The organism is Streptomyces cacaoi, from assembly GCF_006539165.1.
GTDB classification, from domain to species: Bacteria; Actinomycetota; Actinomycetes; order Streptomycetales; family Streptomycetaceae; genus Streptomyces; species Streptomyces cacaoi.
Window position 1 is genome coordinate 25,182 of record NZ_BJMM01000031.1, and the last position, 21,596, is coordinate 46,777.

17 protein-coding genes are annotated in these 21,596 nt (G+C 73.9%); 8 read left to right on the forward strand and 9 right to left on the reverse strand.

Annotated elements, in window-relative coordinates:
* Window positions 1–56: 56 nt before the first annotated feature.
* Together SCA03_RS24430 and SCA03_RS24435 are read right to left on the reverse strand one after the other, a co-directional pair.
* The gene (locus SCA03_RS24430; RefSeq protein WP_308698226.1) at window positions 57–1,067 is read right to left on the reverse strand and encodes an NAD(P)-dependent oxidoreductase; all 1,011 of its coding nucleotides are present in this window, start codon (window positions 1,065–1,067) and stop codon (window positions 57–59) included.
* Window positions 989–1,693 (reverse strand): TetR/AcrR family transcriptional regulator C-terminal domain-containing protein, encoded by a 705-nt coding sequence (locus SCA03_RS24435; protein ID WP_230988886.1) that lies wholly within the window; start codon window positions 1,691–1,693, stop codon window positions 989–991. Before SCA03_RS24435 ends, SCA03_RS24430 begins: the two co-directional genes overlap by 79 nt.
* Window positions 1,694–1,763: 70 nt before the next feature.
* Here SCA03_RS24435 and SCA03_RS24440 point away from each other — a divergent pair, with 70 nt between their 5' ends.
* Window positions 1,764–3,323: an FAD-dependent monooxygenase gene (locus SCA03_RS24440; RefSeq protein WP_086814508.1), complete on the forward strand. Its 1,560-nt coding sequence runs from the start codon at window positions 1,764–1,766 to the stop codon at window positions 3,321–3,323.
* Window positions 3,324–3,353: 30 nt separating this feature from the next.
* On the opposite strand, the gene SCA03_RS24445 is transcribed toward SCA03_RS24440, so the two are convergent.
* Both SCA03_RS24445 and SCA03_RS24450 read right to left on the reverse strand, forming a co-directional pair.
* Window positions 3,354–3,833: a VOC family protein gene (locus SCA03_RS24445; protein WP_169729607.1), complete on the reverse strand. Its 480-nt coding sequence runs from the start codon at window positions 3,831–3,833 to the stop codon at window positions 3,354–3,356.
* A 186-nt stretch (window positions 3,834–4,019) separates the two neighbouring features.
* Window positions 4,020–5,558 (reverse strand): amidase, encoded by a 1,539-nt coding sequence (locus SCA03_RS24450; RefSeq protein WP_086814507.1) that lies wholly within the window; start codon window positions 5,556–5,558, stop codon window positions 4,020–4,022.
* 570 nt (window positions 5,559–6,128) lie between these two features.
* Between SCA03_RS24450 and SCA03_RS24455 the strand changes: the two genes are divergently transcribed.
* A complete protein-coding gene (locus SCA03_RS24455) occupies window positions 6,129–6,989 on the forward strand; it encodes a L,D-transpeptidase family protein (protein ID WP_030874243.1) in 861 nt (286 codons plus the stop codon).
* 454 nt (window positions 6,990–7,443) lie between these two features.
* Here the strand turns inward: SCA03_RS24455 and SCA03_RS24460 are convergent, their stop codons facing one another.
* From SCA03_RS24460 to SCA03_RS24470, 3 genes are all read right to left on the reverse strand, one after another.
* On the reverse strand, window positions 7,444–8,892 hold the full coding sequence (locus tag SCA03_RS24460) for a hypothetical protein (protein WP_086814925.1): 1,449 nt from the start codon (window positions 8,890–8,892) through the stop codon (window positions 7,444–7,446).
* Window positions 8,892–9,803: an RNA polymerase sigma factor gene (locus tag SCA03_RS24465; protein ID WP_086814926.1), complete on the reverse strand. Its 912-nt coding sequence runs from the start codon at window positions 9,801–9,803 to the stop codon at window positions 8,892–8,894. The genes SCA03_RS24460 and SCA03_RS24465 overlap by 1 nt, the downstream gene beginning before the upstream one ends.
* Window positions 9,804–10,765: 962 nt before the next feature.
* Window positions 10,766–12,505, reverse strand: coding sequence for a beta-N-acetylhexosaminidase (locus tag SCA03_RS24470; RefSeq protein WP_086814927.1), 1,740 nt, complete (start codon window positions 12,503–12,505; stop codon window positions 10,766–10,768).
* A gap of 211 nt (window positions 12,506–12,716) precedes the next feature.
* Here SCA03_RS24470 and SCA03_RS24475 point away from each other — a divergent pair, with 211 nt between their 5' ends.
* From SCA03_RS24475 to SCA03_RS24495, 5 genes are all read left to right on the forward strand, one after another.
* Entirely contained in the window at window positions 12,717–13,409 is a 693-nt protein-coding gene (locus SCA03_RS24475; RefSeq protein WP_086814928.1) for a 2-oxo-4-hydroxy-4-carboxy-5-ureidoimidazoline decarboxylase, read from the forward strand.
* Window positions 13,410–13,562: 153 nt separating this feature from the next.
* The gene (gene sdhC, locus SCA03_RS24480; RefSeq protein ID WP_037852904.1) at window positions 13,563–13,943 is read left to right on the forward strand and encodes a succinate dehydrogenase, cytochrome b556 subunit; all 381 of its coding nucleotides are present in this window, start codon (window positions 13,563–13,565) and stop codon (window positions 13,941–13,943) included.
* 6 nt (window positions 13,944–13,949) lie between these two features.
* The gene (locus SCA03_RS24485) at window positions 13,950–14,429 is read left to right on the forward strand and encodes a succinate dehydrogenase hydrophobic membrane anchor subunit (protein WP_030874267.1); all 480 of its coding nucleotides are present in this window, start codon (window positions 13,950–13,952) and stop codon (window positions 14,427–14,429) included.
* Between the two features lie 31 nt (window positions 14,430–14,460).
* Complete coding sequence (gene sdhA, locus SCA03_RS24490) at window positions 14,461–16,224, forward strand: succinate dehydrogenase flavoprotein subunit (RefSeq protein ID WP_030895132.1); 1,764 nt, start codon at window positions 14,461–14,463, stop codon at window positions 16,222–16,224.
* 115 nt (window positions 16,225–16,339) lie between these two features.
* Entirely contained in the window at window positions 16,340–17,119 is a 780-nt protein-coding gene (locus SCA03_RS24495) for a succinate dehydrogenase iron-sulfur subunit (protein ID WP_030874271.1), read from the forward strand.
* Window positions 17,120–17,266: 147 nt separating this feature from the next.
* On the opposite strand, the gene SCA03_RS24500 is transcribed toward SCA03_RS24495, so the two are convergent.
* Entirely contained in the window at window positions 17,267–18,730 is a 1,464-nt protein-coding gene (locus SCA03_RS24500; RefSeq protein ID WP_051847081.1) for an exo-alpha-sialidase, read from the reverse strand.
* Window positions 18,731–19,228: 498 nt separating this feature from the next.
* Window positions 19,229–19,990: a FadR/GntR family transcriptional regulator gene (locus SCA03_RS24505; protein ID WP_030874276.1), complete on the reverse strand. Its 762-nt coding sequence runs from the start codon at window positions 19,988–19,990 to the stop codon at window positions 19,229–19,231.
* Window positions 19,991–20,172: 182 nt separating this feature from the next.
* Between SCA03_RS24505 and SCA03_RS24510 the strand changes: the two genes are divergently transcribed.
* A complete protein-coding gene (locus tag SCA03_RS24510; protein WP_086814929.1) occupies window positions 20,173–21,540 on the forward strand; it encodes an acyl-CoA thioesterase/BAAT N-terminal domain-containing protein in 1,368 nt (455 codons plus the stop codon).
* Window positions 21,541–21,596 lie beyond the last annotated feature (56 nt).

Genomic DNA, 21,596 nt, shown 5'->3' on the forward strand with positions numbered 1-21,596 from the left:
CGGCGACGGCCTGCCGGGGCACGGCGTACGCACGGCGCGCCCCGGCGATCCGCCGGTCAGGAGCGGCGGTTGATGACGCTCCAGTCGTCCTCGCCGAGGCCCTGCTTCTCGGCTTCGCCGAGGGCTTCGCGTGCCGCGTCGGTCAGCGGGTGCGGTGCCCCGTCGGCCATGGCGGAGGCGTAGGTGAGGTCCTTGTGGGCCCAGGCGACGGAGAAGTTGGGGCTCTGCGGGGGTGTGCGGTAGCACTGCCAGGCCATCTCGGTGACGGCGCCGCCCGGCCGGTCCACCAGCGCGGCCCCGACCTGCTCGGGGTCGAGCCCGGCCGCGGTGGCCATCCGCATGGCCTCGCCGAAGCCCGCGAGGTGGACGGCCTGGAGGCTGTTGAGCACCAGCTTGAAGCGGGTGCCGGCGCCGGCGGGTCCGAAGTGGCGTACCAGCCGGGACACGGCGTCCAGCACCGGGGCGAGCTGTTCCAGGCCGGCCGCGTCGCCGCCCGCGAGCAGCACCAGTTCGCCGGTGTAGGCGGCGGGGCTGCCGCCGGTCACGGGCATGTCGTAGAAGGGGAAGCCGCGTGAGGCGCACAGCCCGGCGAGTTCCTCGACCCATTCCGCGGACAGTGTGGCGGAGGTGATCAGCGTCGCGCCGGTGCGGGCGCCGGCGAGGATGCCGTCCTCGGCGGTCCACACGTGGCGCGAGGAGGCGTCGTCGGCCGTCACCTCGAAGACGACATCGGCGGCTGCGGCGGCCTGTGCGGGGGTGGCTGCGGCGGCCGCGCCTTCCCGCACGAGGTCGTCGGCGCGGGAGGCCGTCCGGTTCCACACCACCAGTTCGTGCCCGGCCCTCAACAGGCTCTGGGCCATGCCCCGGCCGATGATCCCGAGTCCCACCACGGCGACCTTCGCCATCTGCTCGCTCCTTCCGTACGTCCGGCACCAGGTGGCCGGACCGCCCTGCGGCGGCCCCGCCCGTACCCGTCGCGCGCCGGGCGTCAGGAGCCGTCCGCGAGCACCGTCTGCCGCAGTCCGGCGACGAGCACGGTCAGCCCCTCCTCGAAGCGGGTGTCCCAGTCGGCGAAGAGGTCGGCGCCGATCTGCGCGGCGAGCGGGTACGCCGCCATCCTCTCGGCACGCTCGGCGAGATCGAAACCGGGGGTCTGCTCTCCGGGCATCGGGTGGACGCCCTGTTCCTCGACGACGAAGCCGACGGTGTAGCTGTAGCCGACGAAGAAGGCCCGTGCCGCGGCCGACGGTGCGAACCCGGCGTCCACCATCCTGCGCAGATACCGCTCCTGGCCCTCGCCGTGCCGGGTGTTGGTCAGCCGGGTACCGCTGTAGACCTTGGCGCCGTCGCGGTAGCGCAGCAGGGTCCGGCGCAGTGCCCGCAGGTGTGTGGTGAGGCCCTCTTCCCAGCCGGCGTCCTCGGGCCAGTCGGGGGTGTCGTCGTACAGCTCGGCCGTCATCCGGGTGGCCATCTCGTCCAGCAGGGCCTGCTTGTTGGCGAAGTGCCAGTACAGGGCGGGGGCCTGGACGTTCAGTTCGGTGGCGATCCGGCGCAGCGTGAGCCCTTCGAGTCCGGTCTCGTTCAGCAGCCGCAGCCCGGCGGCGGCGACCTGTTCCCGGTCGAGCCGGGCCGCCGTCCGGTTCTGCTTCGGTGCGGGCCGCTTGCGCTGCTGGGTCTTCTTCTCCGGGGACACGCTTGACAGCTTAACGCCGTTAAGCGCACGCTGACGACACGGAGGGATTTAACAACGTTAAGGAGATGCCATGGGTGCCACAGGTGCCACGGGAGCCGCCGAGGCGAGCGCCACGACCGACGTCCTCGTCGTCGGAGCCGGGCCCACGGGCCTGGCCCTCGCCTGCGATCTGCGACGCCGGGGAGTGCGCTGCCGTCTCGTCGAGCGCGGCACGGCCCTGTTCCCGGGCTCACGCGGCAAGGGCCTGCAACCGCGCTCCCTGGAGGTCCTCGACGATCTCGGGGTGCTCGACGCCGTCCGGGCCGCGGGCGGCCCGTACCCGCCGGTGCTGCTGTGGGAGAGCGGCCCCGGCGGCGCCCCGCTGCGCGAGTTCGACATGATCGAGCCCCTCGCGCCCGACCCCGCCGTCCCCTACGGCGGCCCCTGGATGCTGCCCCAGTGGCGCACCCAGCAGCTGCTCCACGAGCGGCTCGGCGCCCTCGGCGGCGGCGTCGACTTCCGCACCGGCGTCGACGGCCTCGACCAGGACGCGGACGGCGTCACCGTACGGCTCGACGACGGCAGCACCGTCCGCGCCACCTACGTGGTCGGCTGCGACGGCGGGCGCAGCACCGTCCGCCGGGCGCTGGGCATCCCGATGCACGGCGAGACCGTCGACCCCGCGCCGATCGTCGTCGCCGACGTCCGGATCGCCGGGCTGGGCCGGGAGCACTGGCACGTCTGGCGCGACCAGCACGAGGACGCGCCCGGCTTCGCCCTGTGCCCCCTCGCCGGCACCGACACCTTCCAACTCATCGCGCCGAACGCCACGTTGGAGCCGGAGGAGACGGCGGCGGAACCGGACGGGGCCGCGCAGCCGCGGGGCGCGGCCGGCGGCACCGAGGCCGAGCGCGTGGCGGACCTCCTGCGCACGCTGCTCACCACCCGGACGAGCCTCGCCGCCGACCAGCTCAAGGAGGTCGTCCACGCCTCCACCTTCCGCGCCAGCGCGGCCCTCGCCGCACGCTTCCGCTCCGGCCGCGTCTTCCTCGCCGGGGACGCCGCGCACATCCACTCGCCCGCCGGCGGCCAGGGCCTCAACACCAGCGTCCAGGACGCCTACAACCTCGGCTGGAAGCTCGGGCTCGTCCTGCGCCACGGAGCGCACCCCGCCCTCCTGGACACCTACGAGGCCGAACGCGCCCCGCTGGCCGCCGACGTCCTCGGCCTCAGCACCCGCCTGCACCGCACCCGCTCCACCCGCCGCGGCGCCGAGACCCACCAGCTCGACATCGCCTACTGCGACAGCCCGCTCTCCCGGCACGCCCCCTCGGCGCCCCCGAGCGAGGCCCTGCCCGAGGACGCCCCCGCGCCCGGCGACCGCGCACCCGACGCGCCGCTGCGGCAGGCCGGCACCGACGCCCCGGTCCGCCTCTTCGAGCTGCTGCGCGGGCCGCACGCCACCCTCCTCGCCGTCGGCGACACCCCCGCACCGGACGGCCTGCCCGCCTGGATCCGCACCCACCGCGTCGGCACACCCGCCGGCCCCTACGCCGAGGCCCTCCACCTGATCCGCCCGGACGGTCATCTGGCCCTCACCACCCGCGACCCGGCCGACGTCCTGCGCTACGTGGACGAGCTGCACGGCTGACGGGGCGCGCGGGCGCCGCCGCCCCGGCCGTCAGACGCCCGGCCGGTACGTGCCGAAGGACCACAGATTGCCCTCGGGGTCCTTCGCGGCGTACTCACGGGAGCCGTAGTCCATGTCCGAGAGCGGCATCACGATCTCCGCGCCCGTCTCCACCGCGCGGGTGTGGTGCGCGTCCGGGTCCGCCACGACGACATAGACGGCGGCGGGCCCCAGTCCGCCCATCGGCCCGGACTCCGCGGCCGGGCCGAGCAGGATCCAGGCGTCGCCGAGCCGCAGTTCGGCGTGGACGATGCCGCCGTCCTCCCCCTCGTAGACATGGCGCTGCTCGAAGCCGAACGCCTTCTCCAGGAAGTCGACGGCGACCCGCGGGTCCCGGTAGGTGAGCGCCGGGTAGGCCCTGTTCACCGGGTTCACCGGGTTCACCGGGTTGGCCCGGTTCGCCGGGTCAGCCGGGTCAGCCGGGTCAGCCGGGTTCGCGGCGTTGCCGGCACTGCCGGGGTTCTCGACCACGGTGTTCCTCCTCGCGCGCGGTGACGTCCTCCGCCGCCGAAGCTACGAGGGGCCGGGGACCGCGTCCCGGACGACCGGGAAGGCGTCCGGGTCGTGTCGGCCGCCTTCCCCGACGGGCGCATCGGACGGGCGCATCGGACGGGCGCCGCGGGCAGCCGGTGGACGGCTCCCCCCGCGCGGGTCGCCTCACGCCGCCGCCTCCCCCGCCGGAGGGCCGTCCGGGGCCGGGGGACGCCGTTCGTGCCAGCGCATCTCCGTCTCCAGCTGGGCGGCGAGCGCGATCAGCAGGGGTTCGCTGGAAGCCGGGCCGAGGAGCTGGGCGCCGACCGGGAGATTGCCCGGCGTCACCCCGGCCGGCACGTTGACGGCGGGCCAGCCCAGCACGTTCCAGGGCCAGGCGTACGGGCAGTGGGCAATCATCCTGCGGTCGGTCTGCCAGCCGCTCAGCTGCGCGAGGGCGCCGACGCGGGGCGGCGGGGTGGCCGTGGTCGGCGCGAGGACGACGTCGTGGTCCCGGAAGACACGGCCCACCAGCCGCCGCAGCGGTGCCTCGGCGGCCCGGGCGGCCCGCAGCACCGGCCCGCCGAGGAGCAGTCCGGTGCGTGCGGCGGTCCGGGTGCGCGGGTCCAGCAGCCGCCGGTCGGGCATCCGCCGGGACCAGGCCCGTACCCCGGCGGTGGCGCGGGGGACGAACGTCAGCCCGATCGGCCCGTAGTGCGGATCGGCCTCGGTGACGTCGTGCCCGAGGGCGGCGAGCCGCTCGGCGACGTCCCGTACGGCCGCCTCGACCAGCGGATCGAGCACCTTCGGGGTCGCGGTGAACGCCCACCGGGTGGACAGCGCGATCCGCAGCCGGCCCGGGTCCCGGCCGACGGCGGAGAGCATCCCGACGGGCGGCGGCGCGTGCAGATCGCCCGCGTGGTTGCCGGCGGCGGCCTCCAGCAGCAGCGCCGCGTCCCGCACCGTCCGGGCCAGCGGACCGTGCACGGTGATGCCGTTGAACGACTCCGGGTCCGGCCAGGTGGAGATGCGGCCGCGCTGCGGCTTGATGCCGACGAGGTGCGTCCACGCGGCCGGGATCCGCACCGAGCCCGCCCCGTCCGAACCGAGCGCGGCCGGCACCAGGCCCGCGGCGACCGCAGCGGCCGCCCCGCCCGACGAACCGCCCGGCGTGTACCCGGTGTTCCACGGGTTGCGGGTGTCGCCGAACGCGCCGCCCTCGGTGAACGGCCACTGCCCCAGCTCCGGGCTGTTGGTCTTCCCGACGATCACCGCGCCCGCCGCCCGCAGCCTGCGCACGACCTCCGCGTCCGTCCGCTGCGGCGCGAAGTGCCCGGCGCAGCCGAACGCCGTCGGACAGCCCGCCACGTCCGTGTCGTCCTTGACCGCGACCGGCACCCCCAGCAGCGGGCGCGACGCGCCCTCCCCGGCGTCGCGGGCCGCGTCGGCGGCGTCCGCCTCGGCGAGCGCCTCCTCGGCCCGCACCCAGCGGAAGGCGTTCAGCGTGCCGCGGGTGAACTCGATCCTGGCCAGGGCCTGTTCGGTGAGCGCCCGCGAGGTGACGCGGCCCTCGGCCAGGGCCTCGACGGCTTCCGCCGGGCCGGGCAGCGGCGCCCCGGCGGCCTCGCGCGCCTCCCGCGGGGCGGGCCGTCGCCCCGCGGTGCCCGCGTCGGCCGCGCCGTCCCCGGCACGCGGTTCTTCGGCGGACCCGGTTCCGGTCGTCATGGGCACCTCGCACCGTCGTCTCCGCGCGCCGGAGCGCGCCCTCCTGGTCGCCGTGCCCCGCCGAAACCTGGCGTTCCGGCGTACCGCCACACCGTGACCCGGCCGGCGGGGCATCCGGTGCGCCCACTGTCCCCGATCCCCGCGCTCTTCGAAACCCGTCGGTAACCCCGTGCTGAACAGGCCGCCCGCCACCGGCCCCCGCCCACGGCGGCGCGGCGCGGAGGCGACGGTGCCCGCCGGGACAGGAGTGCGGGGCCTGGCACAGGTTCGCGCGGGCGGAGCAGTGGGAAGTGATGGACGGGTACATCCGTCGGACGCTCCGGGGGGATCGGGATGCGCAGGGTGACACAGCAGGGGGAGCCCACGGCCCCGCACACACCGCCCGCACATGACGCGCGGCACGGCCGGCAGGTCCAACAGGCCCAACACGTCCAACAGGACCAGCAGGACCAACAGGACCAACAAGAGCAGCACGCACCGCACTCGGGGCACCTCGGGCACGCCCCGCGCGCGGGCACGGGCGGGCCCGTACCCGCGCCGCGGCACCCGGGCGGAAGACGCCGCGCGGCCGTGACGGCGGGCGGTGCCGCGCTGTTGGCGGTCGCCACCGTCGCGGGCTGCCAGGTGCAGCCGGGCGTCGACGGGAAGCCCGTACGGATCTCCCAGGCACCGCAGCAGGTGCAGGACCGCCCCTCGGCGCCGGCGCCGTCCCCCTCGACGTCGACACCGTCGAGCCGGCCGACGCACTCCGCGCCCCCCAAGCCCACCTGGACGCCGCGGCCCACCCGCCCCGCGCCGCAGCCGGTCCGGATGTCGCAGGGCTCCAAGGGCTCCCACGTCCGCGAACTCCAGGCGCGGCTGCGCCAGTTGGGACACTTCGGGCAGAACCCCACCGGCTTCTACGGGACGGTGACGGCCGGCTCGGTGCGCGCCTTCCAGAAGCAGCAGGGCATGCCGCAGACCGGCACCGTCACCGACCGGTTCCTGACGGCACTGCACGCCCGCACCCACGAGCCGAGCCGCAACGAGCTGTACCCGCCCACCACGCGCCCGCCGTCGAAGCCGGACCCGCGCTGCACCACCGGCCGGGCGCTGTGCATCAGCAAGAAGAGCCGGACGCTGACGTGGATGGTGAACGGGAAGGTCCGCTCGGCCATGGATGTGCGGTTCGGCTCGGCCTACACGCCCACCCGCGAGGGCGCGTTCAAGGTCGACTTCAAGAGCCGCCACCACCACTCGACGCTGTACGACACCCCCATGCCGTACGCGATGTTCTTCAGCGGGGGCCAAGCCGTGCACTACTCGTCGGACTTCGCGGCCCGCGGCTACACCGGCGCCTCGCACGGCTGCGTCAACGTCCGCGACAAGAAGAAGATCGCCGCCCTGTTCGCCGAGGTACGCCCCGGGGACAAGGTCATCGTCTACAAGTGACTCGTCCCGTCCCCCGGCCGTCGCGCCCGCACGGGCCGAGACTCCGACGACGGCGGACGCGGAGTTCGGGCGGGCCCGAAAACCCACGCCGGGCAGGAGAGTTCAGGAGCGCGGGAAGGACCGGGGGCTGCAACGCCCCGGGGCAACCTCCGGACCCCGGCCGAAAACCCACGCCGGGCAGGCAGATTCAGGGGCGCGGGCGGGACCGGGGACTGCAACCCCCCGGGGGACAACCCCCGGACCCCCGGCCGAAAACCCACGCCACACAGGAAAATTCAGGGGCGCGGGCGGGACCGGGGGAACGTGTCCCGCCCGCGCCGATCGCGCGAACCCTGAGGTACGGGGGGAACCTCGGGCTTATCCGCGCCGCCGATGACCAGTCGGCTCACTTGTTACTGCGCCGTGCACTGTGGATGTGTCACACCCCGCGCCCCACACTTTCCGGTGACGCTGGTCACAACGTGTTTGAGCCGCCCGCGCCCGTCATGCCGTCGCCGTCCGGGTCGGCCGGTGCGGACGGCAGGCCGCCGGAGCCGCCCTCGCCCGGGCCGCCGTCCTCGCCGGGGTCGCCGGAGTCGCCGCCGCTGTCGCCGTGGCCGGGCTCGCCCGGGCCGCCGCCGGACTCGCCGCCGGGCCCGGGGACATGGCCGCCGCCGGAGCCGCCTCCGCTACCCGCGTAGCCGTGCGACGCGCAGAACTTGCGCACCACGGAGGCGCCACCGGCCGCACGCTCCAGCTTCTTGCGGTCGTCGCCGTCGATCCGGCCCTCGACATAGGCGCGGCACAGTGCCTCCGCTATGGCCTTCTTGGACGTGTCGTCGCCGTGCGATCCGCCGGGCTTGCCGGCGGAGCCGTGCGAGGGGTGGTCGGGCTTGCCCGTCTCATGGCCCGAGCCGCCGCCCTTGCCCTTCTTGTCGTCCCCGCCGCCACCGGAGTTGGCGAGGTCCTTCTTCGCGTCCTCGGAGTCGTCGCGGTCGCGGTCGTCGTCGGCGGAGGGGCGGTCGCGCCGGCCGGCCGCGCCCGCCGCGTCCTGGTCCCCCGCTCCGCTGCCGGTGGTGGGGCCGGCGCTGCCGGCGGGGCCGTCGGCACCGGGGCTGGCGTACGGGGAGACATCGACCGCGGGCTTGCCCGAGCTGCCGAACGGTGTGGGCAGCACGCCCGTTCCGGCGGCCACCGCCACACCGCCGAGCGCACAGCCCGCGACGGCCATCGCGAAACCGGCGCGCACGGATCTGCCACCGAGGACGGTGCGCGCGCCCTGCCGGCCGCGGCGCCCTCTCCCCCCGTTCCGGGTCCGCGTGCGGCCGGGGCGCTGCCGCGGATCGGGGCCGCCGCCCGCGCCGAGCGCCTCCGGCGACGCCGCGGGAGCGGAGGCGGAGGCGGGAGCCACTGCGGTGGCGGATGCCGAAGCCGGGGCGGGAGCGGTTGCGGAATCCGAAGCGGAATCACCGGGGGCGGGCACGGCAGCCGGTGCGCCCCCGTCCGCGGCCGCGGTGCGCGCGGCCCGAAAGGCGTCCACGGCGGCGGCCTCGCCCGGGAGTTCGCCGGGGATCTCCCCGGGCCGTCCGCCGGACCGTGCCGCGCGGAGCCCGCCGGGTGCCGTGCCGTGCCCGGTGCCGTGCCGCGCGCCGTGTTCCCACGCGAGACGGTGGAGCGCGGCGGCGAGCCGCTCGGCCGCCGCACGGTCCCGGGCAGCGGCCGATGCCGCCGATTCGCGCCCCTGTACAGGGCTTTCGCCCGGATCCACGGGATTTCGCTCGGGATGTACGTCCGGAGCGTCCTGCTGCGTTCCGTGTTGTCCGCCGGGATGCGACACCGCGGCGTCCAGGCCATCGACCGGCAGTCCGCGCAGCAGACGCTCCGCGGTCTCCTCGTCCAGCCAGTTGTACCGGTCGTCCGCCATCACGTTTCCCTCAGCGTTCGCGTGCCGTGATGCGTCACACCGCGCGCCATGCCTCTGGTCCTGCCTTCTCGCGCCGTCCCGCCGGGCCGGGGGCGCTCCGCGCCCGCGGTGGAACCCTGACCGGAATCCTGTGTCGGGCCGGGCGGGTTCCCGGCCGTTCCGGAGCCGCCCGTCCCACCGGGCGCCTCCACCGCGTCCGCGGCGCCGGAGCCACCGCGCGGACCGTTGCTCCCCCGCGGGCCGGTGCTTCCCCGCGGACCATTGCTTCCCCGCGGGCCGGTGCCCGGCCGCCCGCCGGTGCCCGCGGGGCCGCCCGCGCCGGGATCGCACGGCAGCCCGGAGCTGTGCGCGCCGTCCGTCGCGGGCGGCTCCAGCATCTCGGCGAGCTTGCGCAGTCCGCGATGTGCGGCGGTACGGACGGCGCCGGAGCGCTTGCCGAGCACCTCGGCCGCGCTCTTGGCGTCCAGCCCGACGACGACCCGCAGCACGACGGCCTCGGCCTGGTCGCGGGGCAGCCGGGAGATCAGCGCCATGGTGCGCCCGGTGCCGAGCGCCTCCAGCGCCTCGTCGGCCGTGTCGGCGCCGGCGGGCATGCCCGCCAGTTCGCTCTCGTCGCCGCCGACGGCCGGCCGGCGGCCGCGCATCCGCAGATGGTCGAGCGCCCGGTTGCGGGCGATACGGGCGGCCCAGCCGCGGAACCGGTCGGCGTCGCCCTCGAACCGGGAGAGGTCACGGGCGATCTGGAGCCACGCCTCCGAGGCGACGTCCTCGGCGTCCGGGTCGGGCACGAGCGTACGCACATAGCCGAGCAGGCGCGGATGGACGGAGCGGTAGACGGTACGGAAGGCGGACTCGTCCCCCTCCTGCGCCGCGCGTACCGCAGCGGTCAGTTCCGCCTCGTCCCCCTGCACGCCCGTGTCTCGCCCCACTCCGCGAATCCGCGGCGGCCCGGTGGCACCGGGCACGCCCCGGGGGTGCGCCCTGTGCCGTGTGCCGCACCCCCGCGCTGGTCTTGCTGTGCTGCCTGTCGGTGCCGTACTGGCGTACGGCCGTGCCGTCGTCCTGCTGGTGCTCGCCGCACCGCGCCGCCGATCGTCCCTGGTCGCGCCGCCCGGTACCGCCGGTGCGCACCGCTCGGAGCGGACCCCGGGCCGATGCGAAGCAGCAGCACGCTAAGGCCAAGTGTGCTCACTCGTCCATGTCGGACGCAGCACCGGGGTGGGGGCGTGAGCGGTGGGTGAGGAGGCGGTCGCCAGGGGTCAGCACCGGTCCGCCGTCGACCGTTCCCGGCCCGGTGTGCACAACGCCCGTTCCCTCCGCGGGAGATGGGCCGGGAAACCCGCGGGACACGGGCCGGACATGCGGCGTAACAGTTTTCGCGGGCGCAACGCTGAGGGGAGTACGGGACGAAGAGCCGCTGGCGCGACGGCCCGTGACCGACGACGACCGGGGTCTCTCCTGTGGGGGGTGGCGACCCCGGTCGTCCTCGCTTTCCCCGCCGGAACCCGGCCGCTTCCCGGCCGGCACCCGGCCGCTTCCCCGTCGGACCCCGGCCGGGAGCACGCCCGGGCCAGAAGCACACCCCGGCGGGAGCCCCTCGCACGGCAGCCGACGCCTCCGTACGGCGGAGAACGGGCGCCGGATCCGGTCCGGCGCGAGGCCGGGCAGGGCGCCGGACCGGAGCAGGAGCAGCAGCGGGGACGGGAGTTGCGGCCGTCCGCGGCGCTCCCGGCGCGGGCCCGGGCCCGGAAGCGCCCGCGGCGTTCCGCCGGGCCCGGCGCGGCAGGCCGGGCCCGGCGCGGCAGGCCGGGCCCGGCGCGGCAGGCCGGGCCCGGCGGACGAGGGGAGAAGAAGGACCGCGGACGGAGGGGCGTCAGCCGCCCGACTGTGTCGGCTCTGCCTTCTGCGAGGTGCCGACGCCGTCCACCAGCTTGCGGAACGCGGGCCACGACGGCTTCGGCCGGCCCGGGTACCACAGCTTCTGTGCGGTGGCCGCCAGCGGCAGCCGGATGCCGTCGGCCACCTGCTCGGGCGTCTGCGCGTTCGCGATGTCGCCCCAGACGGCGAACCGGCCGCCCAGGATCCGGTCGGGCCCGGCATCCTTGGCCGGCACGGGCTTCTTGCCGCGCACCACGGCCGGCGTCCACTCCTTGTAGATCCGCTCGCCGGTCGGGTACTCGAACTGGTTGGGCTGGCCGAGCACGTAGTACAGGTACTCGTCGTTCATGTTGAGCATCTTCCAGCCCTCCTTCAGATACTCCTGCGGCTCGCGCTCGCCGTACTCGGTGCCCGTCCAGTAGGCGACCTCACGGTGCCGGGACGGCTTCACGACGCCCTTGCGGTGCATGCCGTCGTTCCACACCTGCGGCATCTTGCCGTGCTTGCGCAGGGTGGCGGCACGGTCGTTGAGCCAGTCGGTCGCCAGGTCCTGGATACCGGCGTCCTTGCCGTACTTGTCGCGGGCCTTCTTGGCCAGGCCGGGGTAGGTGGCCTCCGGGTCGTCGGCCATCAGCGCCTGGTACTCGTCGCCGCCGGCGTGTGCGTACCTGCCGGGGAAGAGGTCGGCGTACTCGCCGAGCAGATCGTCGACGATCTTCGCGGCCTTCGGGTCGGAGATGTCGACGGCGCCCTGCGCGGGCTTGCCCGAAGCGCTGGTCAGCTGGAGATCGGGGTGCGCCTTGATGACGGCGCCGAGGTGCCCGGGCGAGTCGATCTCCGGGACGACGGTGATGTGCCGGGACTCGGCCAGCTCGATGATGCGACGCACCTGCTTCTTCGTCAGATGCGGGTCGGAGACGACCTCCGGATGGGTGCTGGACTCGATACGGAACGCCTGGTCGTCGGAGAGGTGCAGCTGGAGCTGGTTGAGCTTGAGGTCGCCCATCTCGCGGATGCGCGCCTCGATCCACTCGGCCGGGTAGTGCTTGCGCGCGATGTCCAGCATGAAACCGCGCTGCGGCCGGTCCGGCTCGTCGCGGACGGTGCCGTCGGCGAACCGGCCCTGGTCGCGGTAGGTCTGCAACAGGGTGCGGGTGCCGTAGAAGACGCCGGCGTCGCCGCCGCCGGTGATGGTGATCCGGCCCTTCCGGCTGGTCAGCTCGTAGCTCTCCTTGCCCCCCTTGCCGTTCTTGCCGTCCCCGTTCCCCGAGTTCCCCGCGTCGCGCTTCAGCTCGATGTCCCAGGCGTGCGCGGGCCCCTTGGCCACCGGGACCTTCAGTTCCTCGGCGAGCAGCTCGGCCTCGTCCCGCAGTGCGCGGTCGTCGGTGACGACCCGGGTGTACTTGGTGCGCTGCCAGCCGGGGCCGCGTTCCGCCTTCCAGTGCCGGACGGCGGGCACGGCGGACGGCGCCGGGCCCGTGCGGTCGGGCCCCTTCGGTCCGGGCACCTTGCTCGCCTCGGGCGTCTTCGAGGCGTTCCCGCCCGCACCGCCGTCGTCGTCGCCGGAGCCGCAGCCGGCGGTGGCCAGCAGGGCGAGCGCGGTGAGGGCGACGGCGAGGCGGGCCGCGGGGCGGTGGGCCGCGCGGCCGGACGCGGAGGGCGTGCCCGGGTGCCGGCCCCGGGAACGGAAGGGGAGAACGGGCAGTGGTGACCTGTTTTTTCGGGTTCGTCCCATACGAATAAGGTATTTCCCCTTTCGAATTCACCCCCGTCGGTAATGCGCCGCAGCGAAGTCCCTTCCGGGTGAAAATCGGGACCGGGCACGACGGCGCCGGGGCCGCGCGGCTACGGTGACGAGACTCCCACACCCCTTCCGCCCCACGGCCTTCTTCGGCCACCTGTCCAGGGGACCGGCCCCGCCGGAACCCGGCCGACCCCCGGAGCACATGAGCCCGTCCACCCCGCACAGCACCGCACTCGCCGCCCCCGGGCACGCCCCGCTGGACAGGCTCAACGCCGCGGATCCGGCCACGGCGTACGCCCTGCTCCTGGAGTGCTGCGGCAGCGCCGGATGGGCCCGCCGGATCGTCGCCCACCGGCCGTACCCGGATGTGGACACCCTCCTCGCCGCGGCGGACGAGGCCAGCTACGACCTGTCGGCGGACGACCTCGCCGAGGCGCTCGCCCGGGAGACGGCCTCCCATCCGCTCGACGGCGAGCCCGGCCCCAGCACCCTGGCCGCGCACACCGCACTGCGCGCGGCACAGGACGCCTACGAGCAGCAGTTCGGCCACGCCTTTCTGATCTGCCTGGACGGGCATCCGCCGGAGCACCGGCTGGATCACGCCCTGGCCGGGATCCGGGCCCGGCTGGAGAACGAACCGCACGAGGAGTGGGCCGTCACCGCCGACGAACTGCGCCGGCTCGCCCGCTCCCGGCTGGCCCGCCTCACCGCCGACGCCACCGACTCCACCGGCACCACCGACTCCACCGGCACCGTCCATGCCCCCGCCGGCCACCCGGCCGGGGCCGCCGGTCACGCCCCCGCAGCGGTGCCCGCCGGTCGCACATGTGCGGCTGCGTACACCCCGGGGGCACGGCCGCCCCGGGGCCCGGCTGGGCCGTCCGTGCCTGATTGATCACACCTGCACACCCCGGGCGAAGGTCCCGACAGGCCGTCGTTACGATGACGGATGGCCGGTGGACCGTACCCGGCCGGGCCCGACCGACATCTGCGTAACCAACCAGGAGATGCCGGCAGTCCCCAACATCCGCTCCCGGAGGGTTTTTCCGTGCCGGCTGGAACGCTGTACCGCGGCCGGGAAGGAATGTGGTCCTGGGTGGCTCACCGAGTCACCGGCGTCCTCATCTTCTTCTTCCTGTTCGTGCACGTCCTCGACACCGCGCTCGTGCGCGTCTCGCCCGAGGCGTACGACGACACTGTCGCGATCTACAAGACTCCGCTCGTCAACCTGATGGAGTACGGCCTGGTGGCCGCCATCCTGTTCCACGCGCTCAACGGCCTGCGGGTCATCGCCGTGGACTTCTGGTCGAAGGGCGCGAAGTACCAGAAGCAGATGCTGTGGACCGTGATGGGCGTGTGGATCGTCCTCATGGCCGGTGCCTTCTACCCGGTGTTGCAGCACACCCTGCGCACGCTGTTCGGGAGCTGATGCGTGATGTCGACGACCGAGACGACGGGAACGAGCGAGCCCACGGACGACGTGGCGCTGTTCGACGTGGACCACCCGGCCCCGGTGATCGAGCCGCCGCGGGCGCGGACCGCGAAGACGCCGAAGTCCACCCGCGGGAACTTCGAGATGTACGGCTGGCTGTTCATGCGGCTGTCCGGCATCGTGCTCGTGGTGCTGGTGCTCGGCCACCTGCTGATCCAGCTGGTGCTGGACGGCGGTGTCAGCAAGGTCGGCTTCGCCTTCGTCGCCGGCCGCTGGGCCTCCCCGTTCTGGCAGGTGTGGGATCTGGCGATGCTGTGGCTGGCGATGCTGCACGGCGCCAACGGGCTGCGCACCGTCATCAACGACTACGCGGAGCGCGACAACACCCGCTTCTGGCTGAAGTGGCTGCTGTACGCCGCGACCGTCTTCACCGTCCTGCTGGGCACGCTGGTGATCTTCACCTTCGACCCGAACATCCGCTGACGTCCCGGGGCTGAAGGCTGAGGTTTTCCCGATGAACAACGTCAAGATCCACAAGTACGACACCGTCATCGTCGGTGCGGGCGGCGCGGGCATGCGCGCGGCCATCGAGTCCACGAAGCGCAGCCGCACCGCGGTGCTGACGAAGCTGTACCCGACCCGCTCCCACACCGGTGCCGCCCAGGGCGGCATGGCCGCGGCCCTCGCGAACGTCGAGGAGGACAACTGGGAGTGGCACACCTTCGACACGATCAAGGGCGGCGACTACCTGGTCGACCAGGACGCCGCGGAGATCCTGGCGAAGGAGGCCATCGACTCCGTCCTCGACCTGGAGAAGATGGGTCTGCCCTTCAACCGCACCCCGCAGGGCAAGATCGACCAGCGGCGGTTCGGCGGGCACTCCCGCAACCACGGTGAGGCGCCGGTGCGCCGGTCCTGCTACGCGGCGGACCGCACGGGCCACATGATCCTCCAGACGCTGTACCAGAACTGCGTCAAGGAGGGCGTGGAGTTCTTCAACGAGTTCTACGTCCTCGACCTGCTCCTCAACGAGGAGGAGGGCGTCAAGAAGACCGCCGGTGTCGTCGCCTACGAGCTGGCCACCGGCGACGTGCACGTCTTCCGCGCCAAGGCCGTCGTCTTCGCGTCGGGCGGCAACGGCAAGTTCTTCAAGGTCACCTCCAACGCGCACACGCTGACCGGCGACGGGCAGGCCGCCGCGTTCCGGCGCGGACTGCCGCTGGAGGACATGGAGTTCTTCCAGTTCCACCCGACCGGCATCTGGAAGATGGGCATCCTGCTCACCGAGGGCGCCCGCGGCGAGGGCGGCATCCTGCGCAACAAGGACGGCGAGCGCTTCATGGAGAAGTACGCGCCCGTCATGAAGGACCTCGCCTCGCGTGACGTCGTCTCCCGCGCGATCTACACCGAGATCCGCGAGGGCCGCGGCTGCGGTGCCGACAAGGACCACGTCTACCTGGACCTCACGCACCTGCCGCCGGAGCAGCTGGACGCCAAGCTGCCCGACATCACCGAGTTCGCCCGCACCTACCTGGGCATCGAGCCGTACACCGACCCGGTGCCGATCCAGCCGACCGCGCACTACGCGATGGGCGGCATGCCGACCAACGTGCGCGGCGAGGTGCTCCTCGACAACGACACCCCGGTGCCGGGCCTGTACGCGGCCGGCGAGGTCGCCTGTGTGTCCGTGCACGGCGCCAACCGGCTGGGCACCAACTCGCTGCTGGACATCAACGTCTTCGGCAAGCGCGCCGGTATCGCGGCCGCCGAGTACTCCGCCACCGCCGAGTACGTCGAACTGCCGGACGAGCCGGCCAAGTTCGTGCTCGACGAGATCGAGAACCTGCGGGACGCCACCGGCAACGAGCGCGTGGTGGAGATCCGCAAGGCGCTCCAGGAGACCATGGACAAGAACGTCATGGTCTTCCGTACGGAGCAGACGCTGAAGGAGGCCGTCGAGGAGATCGGCCAACTGCGCAAGCGGTACCGGAACATCAGCGTCCAGGACAAGGGCAAGCGGTTCAACACCGACCTGCTGGAGGCCATCGAGCTGGGCAACCTGCTCGACCTGGCCGAGGTGACGGCCGTGTCCGCGCTCGCCCGCAAGGAGTCGCGCGGCGGTCACTACCGCGAGGACTTCCCCAACCGCGACGACGTCAACTTCATGCGCCACACGATGGCGTACCGCGAGGTGGGCGACGACGGTGCCGAGTCGATCCGGCTCGACTACAAGCCGGTCGTCCAGACCCGCTACCAGCCGATGGAGCGTAAGTACTGATGCTGCATTCTTCCGGGGCGCACTCCCCGAACCCCCGGCCGGAGGCGGCACCGTCCGTCTCCCGGCGCGCACCGATCGGCATCCTCGCTCACCCGCACGGCGTCAGGAGGAACGCGTGAGCACCGCAACGCTGGACAAGAACGACGCCGCCGGGCCGGTGGACTCGGCGGAGAACAGCGCCACGCACCTGATCACGGTCACGCTGCGGATCCGCCGCTTCAACCCCGAGGTCTCCGCCGACTCGGACTGGCAGGACTTCACGCTGGAGATCGACCCCAAGGAGCGGGTGCTCGACGCGCTGCACAAGATCAAGTGGGAGCAGGACGGCACGCTCACCTTCCGCCGGTCCTGCGCCCACGGCATCTGCGGCTCGGACGCCATGCGCATCAACGGGCGCAACCGGCTGGCGTGCAAGACGCTGCTGAAGGACATCGGCCCGGACAAGCCGATCACCGTGGAGCCGATCAAGGGGCTCACCGTCCTCAAGGACCTGGTGGTCGACATGGAGCCGTTCTTCCAGGCGTACCGGGACGTCATGCCGTTCCTCGTGACGAGCGGCAACGAGCCGACCCGTGAGCGCTACCAGTCCCCCGAGGACCGCGAGCGCTTCGACGACACCACCAAGTGCATCCTGTGCGCGGCCTGCACCTCGTCCTGCCCCGTCTTCTGGAACGACGGGCAGTACTTCGGCCCGGCCGCCATCGTCAACGCGCACCGGTTCATCTTCGACTCGCGCGACGAGGCCGGTGAGCAGCGCCTGGAGATCCTCAACGACCGGGACGGCGTGTGGCGCTGCCGCACCACGTTCAACTGCACGGACGCCTGCCCGCGCGGTATCGAGGTCACCAAGGCCATCCAGGAGGTCAAGCGGGCGCTGATCACGCGCCGGTTCTGACACCGCCGCGTCCGCCCGACGGCGCCGGGCCCGCCTCTTTTCCGGGGCGGGCCCGGCGCCGTCGTCGTGCCGGAGCGGTTGCGGTGCCCGGCGCGGTCGCCGTTCCGGGTGCCGTTGCCGCGCCGGGCGCCCGGCCGGTGGGGACGCTCAGTCCAGATGGTCGCGGCTGAGCCGGGCGAAGTGGATGCCGCCGGTGTCGCCCACCTCGTACAGATCGCCGATGGTGCCGTCCCGCAGCACGGCGAGGGTGGAGTACCCGGCCGGGCCGGACTTGACGACGGCCTGCCGGGGCCAGCTCGCGCCGTCGTCCTCGCTCAGCCGCAGGGTCAGTTCGTTGCGGCCCGAGGTGGTGGCCGTGTTGCTGAACAGCGCCGTCCGCGTCCGGCCCGGGGTGCCGGCGGCCGGTTCGAGGAAGGAGATCTCGTCGCCGTTGTTGCCCGGGTCGGGCAGCGCGGCGGCGCGGGTCATGGCGGTGAACGGGCCCTCACCGTCCGGCGAGGTGGCGTAGTAGCGGGCGCCGCCGCTGTTGTGCCGCATGTTCTGGACGATCTCGCCGGTGGAGCGCTGCACGGCCTTGCTCTCGTTGACGTCGGTTCCGGCGGCGGCACCGGCCCGCCAGGTCTTCCCGTGGTCGTCGCTGACGAGGTTGCCGGTGCGGGTGGTGCCCTTGGTGTCGCGGTGGACGACGGGCTGGAGCAGCCGTCCCGTGTCGGTCTGGATGCCGTGCCCGGACGAGGCGAACTGGTTCTTCCAGTCCGGCTGCCGGACCTGCGGGGTGACGTCCACCGGCTCGGACCAGGTGGCACCGTCGTCGTCGCTGGTCATGTACATCAGCCGCTGGCCGCCGTCGGCGGGGTTCTCCTCGAAGAAGCCCGTGCCGGGCCGGCCGTGGTTGTAGAAGAGGAAGACGCGGCCGGTCTCGCGGTCCACGAGCAGGCTGCTGTCGCCGGTGCCGGAGTCGGTGCTCCCGGCGTGCGCGACGATGCGCGGCTCGCTCCAGGTGGCGCCGTTGTCGGTGCTGCGGCGCAGCCCCACCTGGATGTTGGCGGGCAGATCGGAGCTGCCGTCGACGCGGGCGTCCGCAGCGGCCAGGATCGTGCCGTCGTTGGTGACGGCCATCGCCGGGATGCGGACCGACTTGGCCGTGCCGTCGTACTCCTTGCCGTCGGCGCCGAGCAGGCCCCGGAAGACGGTGTCGGTGCCGAACAGCCGGGTGGTGTTCAGCTGCGGGGTGCCCTGGGCCAGGCCGCAGTCGACGGTGCCGCTCTCGGTGCGCCGGAAGCCGCCGGGCGCGGTGGTCTCCAGTGTGTAGTGCGCACCGGCCGGGCGGGTCCACTCCAACTGGCCGCTGCCGCCCGCCGGTACCTCCCGGGTGTAGCGGTGGTCGCCGTCGGGTCCGGTGACGGTGAAGGTGCGCGCGCTGTCCGAGCGGTTCTCCAGGATGAGCTGGAGCCGGCCGTCCGAACAGTGCACGGCGGTGCGCGCGGCGAGCTGCGGCGCCGCGGCGGCACCCGCCCCGCCGTCCGCCGCGACCGCCGCCGGCGCGAGGGCCGTCGCGGCGGCCGCCAACACGGTGCAGACGGCGAGGGCTCTTCTCCGGGGTGCGTGCATGGGGTTCCTCTCGTGTGGGTGTGCGTCTGGGTGGATGTGGATCTGGGTGGACCTGGGTGTGGGTGGATGTGGGTGTGGGTGGATGTGGGTGTGGGTGTCCGTTCCGGGCGTGGTGTCCGGTCCGGTGGCGGGGTGTTGCGGGCTCCGGCGGCGGGCCGGGGAGCCGCCGATCCACCGGGCGGGGGTCGCACGCCGTGCCCCGGTGCGCCGACCGGGGCCGGGCGGGACCGGGGCTGTGCCGAAGCCTGGACATCAAAGGTGAACAAAAGGGGCGCAACTCGCGGAAAGGGGTGAGGTGTCGGCGGACGCGAGGGCCGGAGTGCGGACGCGGACGCGAGGTGGGGGCGGCATGGGCGGAGCGGTCCTCTCCGCGTGGCGGCCGGGCGGAAGGCGGTCCGACACGCATGACGTCAGACGTCTTATGCGTGAGGGACCCTAGGGACGTGCATGACAGGCGTCAAGGGATCGTGCGCCGGGCCGGGCTGCGGCCCGGCGGACTCAACCGGCCGCGGATTCCCCGGTGTTCGCCTCGGCCGCGGCGCGGGCGCGGGACTCGGCGAGCCGGCGGCGCAGCGGGGCGTAGTGGTCGGCGAGGGCGGCGGACAGCCCGTCGGCGTCACCGGCCCTGGCCGCGTCCACGATGCGCTGATGGGCGGCGACGGTGTCCTGCCCGTCCCCGGGTCCGACGACGTTGAGATACGGCGCGACCAGCGCGTACACGTCCCAGAACGCCACCGAGAGCTGCCCGATCAGGGCGTTGCCGGAGGCGCTGACGAAGTGCGCGTGGAAGGCGCGGTCGGCCTCGACGAAGCCGGCGCCGTCGGCGCCGTCCGCCGCGGCCTGCTCCCGCATCCGCGCGACGAGCACGTCGAGGGTGTCCAGGTACTCCGCCGAGGCGCCGGCGGCGATCCGCTCCGCGAGGCCGCGCTCGAACAGCTCGCGCGCCTCCAGCAGATCGGCCATGACCCGCATGTCGTCGTCGGCGCCGAGCATGCCCCGGAACGTCAGCGACTCGACGAGCGCCGCCAGACTGAGGCCGCCGACATAGGTGCCGTGCCCGTGCCGGACCTCGACGATGTCGAGGGCGTGCAGCGTCTTGACGGCCTCGCGCACGCTGGAGCGGCTGGCGCCGAGCGCCTCGCACAGCGCCGCCTCGGTGGGCAGTGGATCGCCTGGCCGCAGCCGGTTCTCCAGTATGTAGTGCTTTATCCCCTCGGTGACCTCCTGCCGCAGCAGCTGCCGGCCGGTACGCCCGTCCACCGTCCTCGAACTCCCCACCTGGTGACCTCACTTCCGCGCCGGGCCGGGGATCCCGACCCGCTTCGGCCCGTGCCGGCCTGTGCCGGCCCCGCCCGGTTCTCCCGACCCCGGCGTCGGACATCGTATGACCGGCGCGGGCCCGACGCCGCAGGGCCGACGGCACGGGCCGTATGGTGCGGCACATGGCACGCACGCGGACAGACGCACAGGCACGGCGGACACCCGCGACGGCACGGCGCACGGCGGCGGCGACGGCGGCACTGGCCGTGCTGGCCGGGGCTCCCCTGGCGGGCTGCGGACCGGACGGCGGCGGCACCGCACACGACGGCGGGACGGCGGGCGACGGCGCGCGCATCCAGGTCGCGCACTCCACCACGACCCGCGCCGACGAGCCGCTCGCCCTCCGCGTCACGGGGCTCCCCGCGCACACCACCGTCCGGCTCGACGCCCGCACCCGGGACCGGAACGGGCGCCCGTGGACGGCGCGGCAGGACGCCAGGACCGACGCACACGGCACGGTCCGGCTGGACGGTGCGGCGGGCGGCCGGCTGCTGTCGGACATGACGCCGGACGATCCGCACACGCTCAAGCGCGCGAAGGCGGGCCGTACGGTCTCGTTCCATCCGCTGCCGCCGGGCAGGGAACGCTCCTACGAGGTGCGCCTGGGGGTGACGGCGCGCTCCGGCGCGCACAAGGGCGACCGGCTCGCAAGCCGCACCATCGCCCGGCAGTGGCTGCCGCGCGGCGCCACCCACCGCAAGCTCACCGTCGGCCACGACGGACTGGCGGGCGATCTGTATCTGCCGCCGCGGGACAGCGGGAAGAGCAGGGGCGGCGAGAGCGGCGAGAGCAGCCCGAGCGGCGGAAAGAGCGGGAGCGCGGCGGGCAAGGCGCCCGTGCTGGTGTTCGGCGGCTCCGAGGGCGGCAACGCCGGAACGTACACGGCGGCGCTGCTGGCCGCGCACGGCCATCCCGCGATGTCCCTGTGCTACTTCCGGTGCGGCCCGGACTCCGGCCGCCCGGACGCCATCGACGGCATCGACCTGGACTACTTCACCCGGGCCGCCCGGCTGCTGGCGAAACAGCCGGGCGCCGACCCGCGCAAGCTGGCCGTCATGGGCAACTCGCGCGGCAGCGAGATCGCCCAACTGCTGGGCCAGCGGCGCCCGTCGGTGGTCCGCGACGTGATCGCCTACGCGCCCTCGTCGAAGGTGATCGGCCCGTACCCGACCGGCACCCACGCCTGGTCGGACCACGGCAGGCCGGTGCCGACGGGGACGATCCCGCTGAACCGGGTACGCGGCGAGGTCTTCACCGTGGCCGGCGGCAACGACCGGATGTGGGGCTCGGCGGACTCCGCGTCCTCGATGGCGTCCCGCGGCGCACAGCGGCGGGTCTACCCGGACGCGGGCCACCATGTGAACTGGTTCCCCTACGGCCAGCCCGCCCAGGAGACCGGCCGGGACGGGAACCGCGTCCGCACCTCGGTCGCCGACCAGCGTGCCCGCGCCGACTCCTGGCCCCGCATCCTGAAGCTCCTGGACCGCTGACCCGGGCCGCGCCGGTACCGACCGACCGCGCCGGTACCGACCGGCCGGGCCGCCCC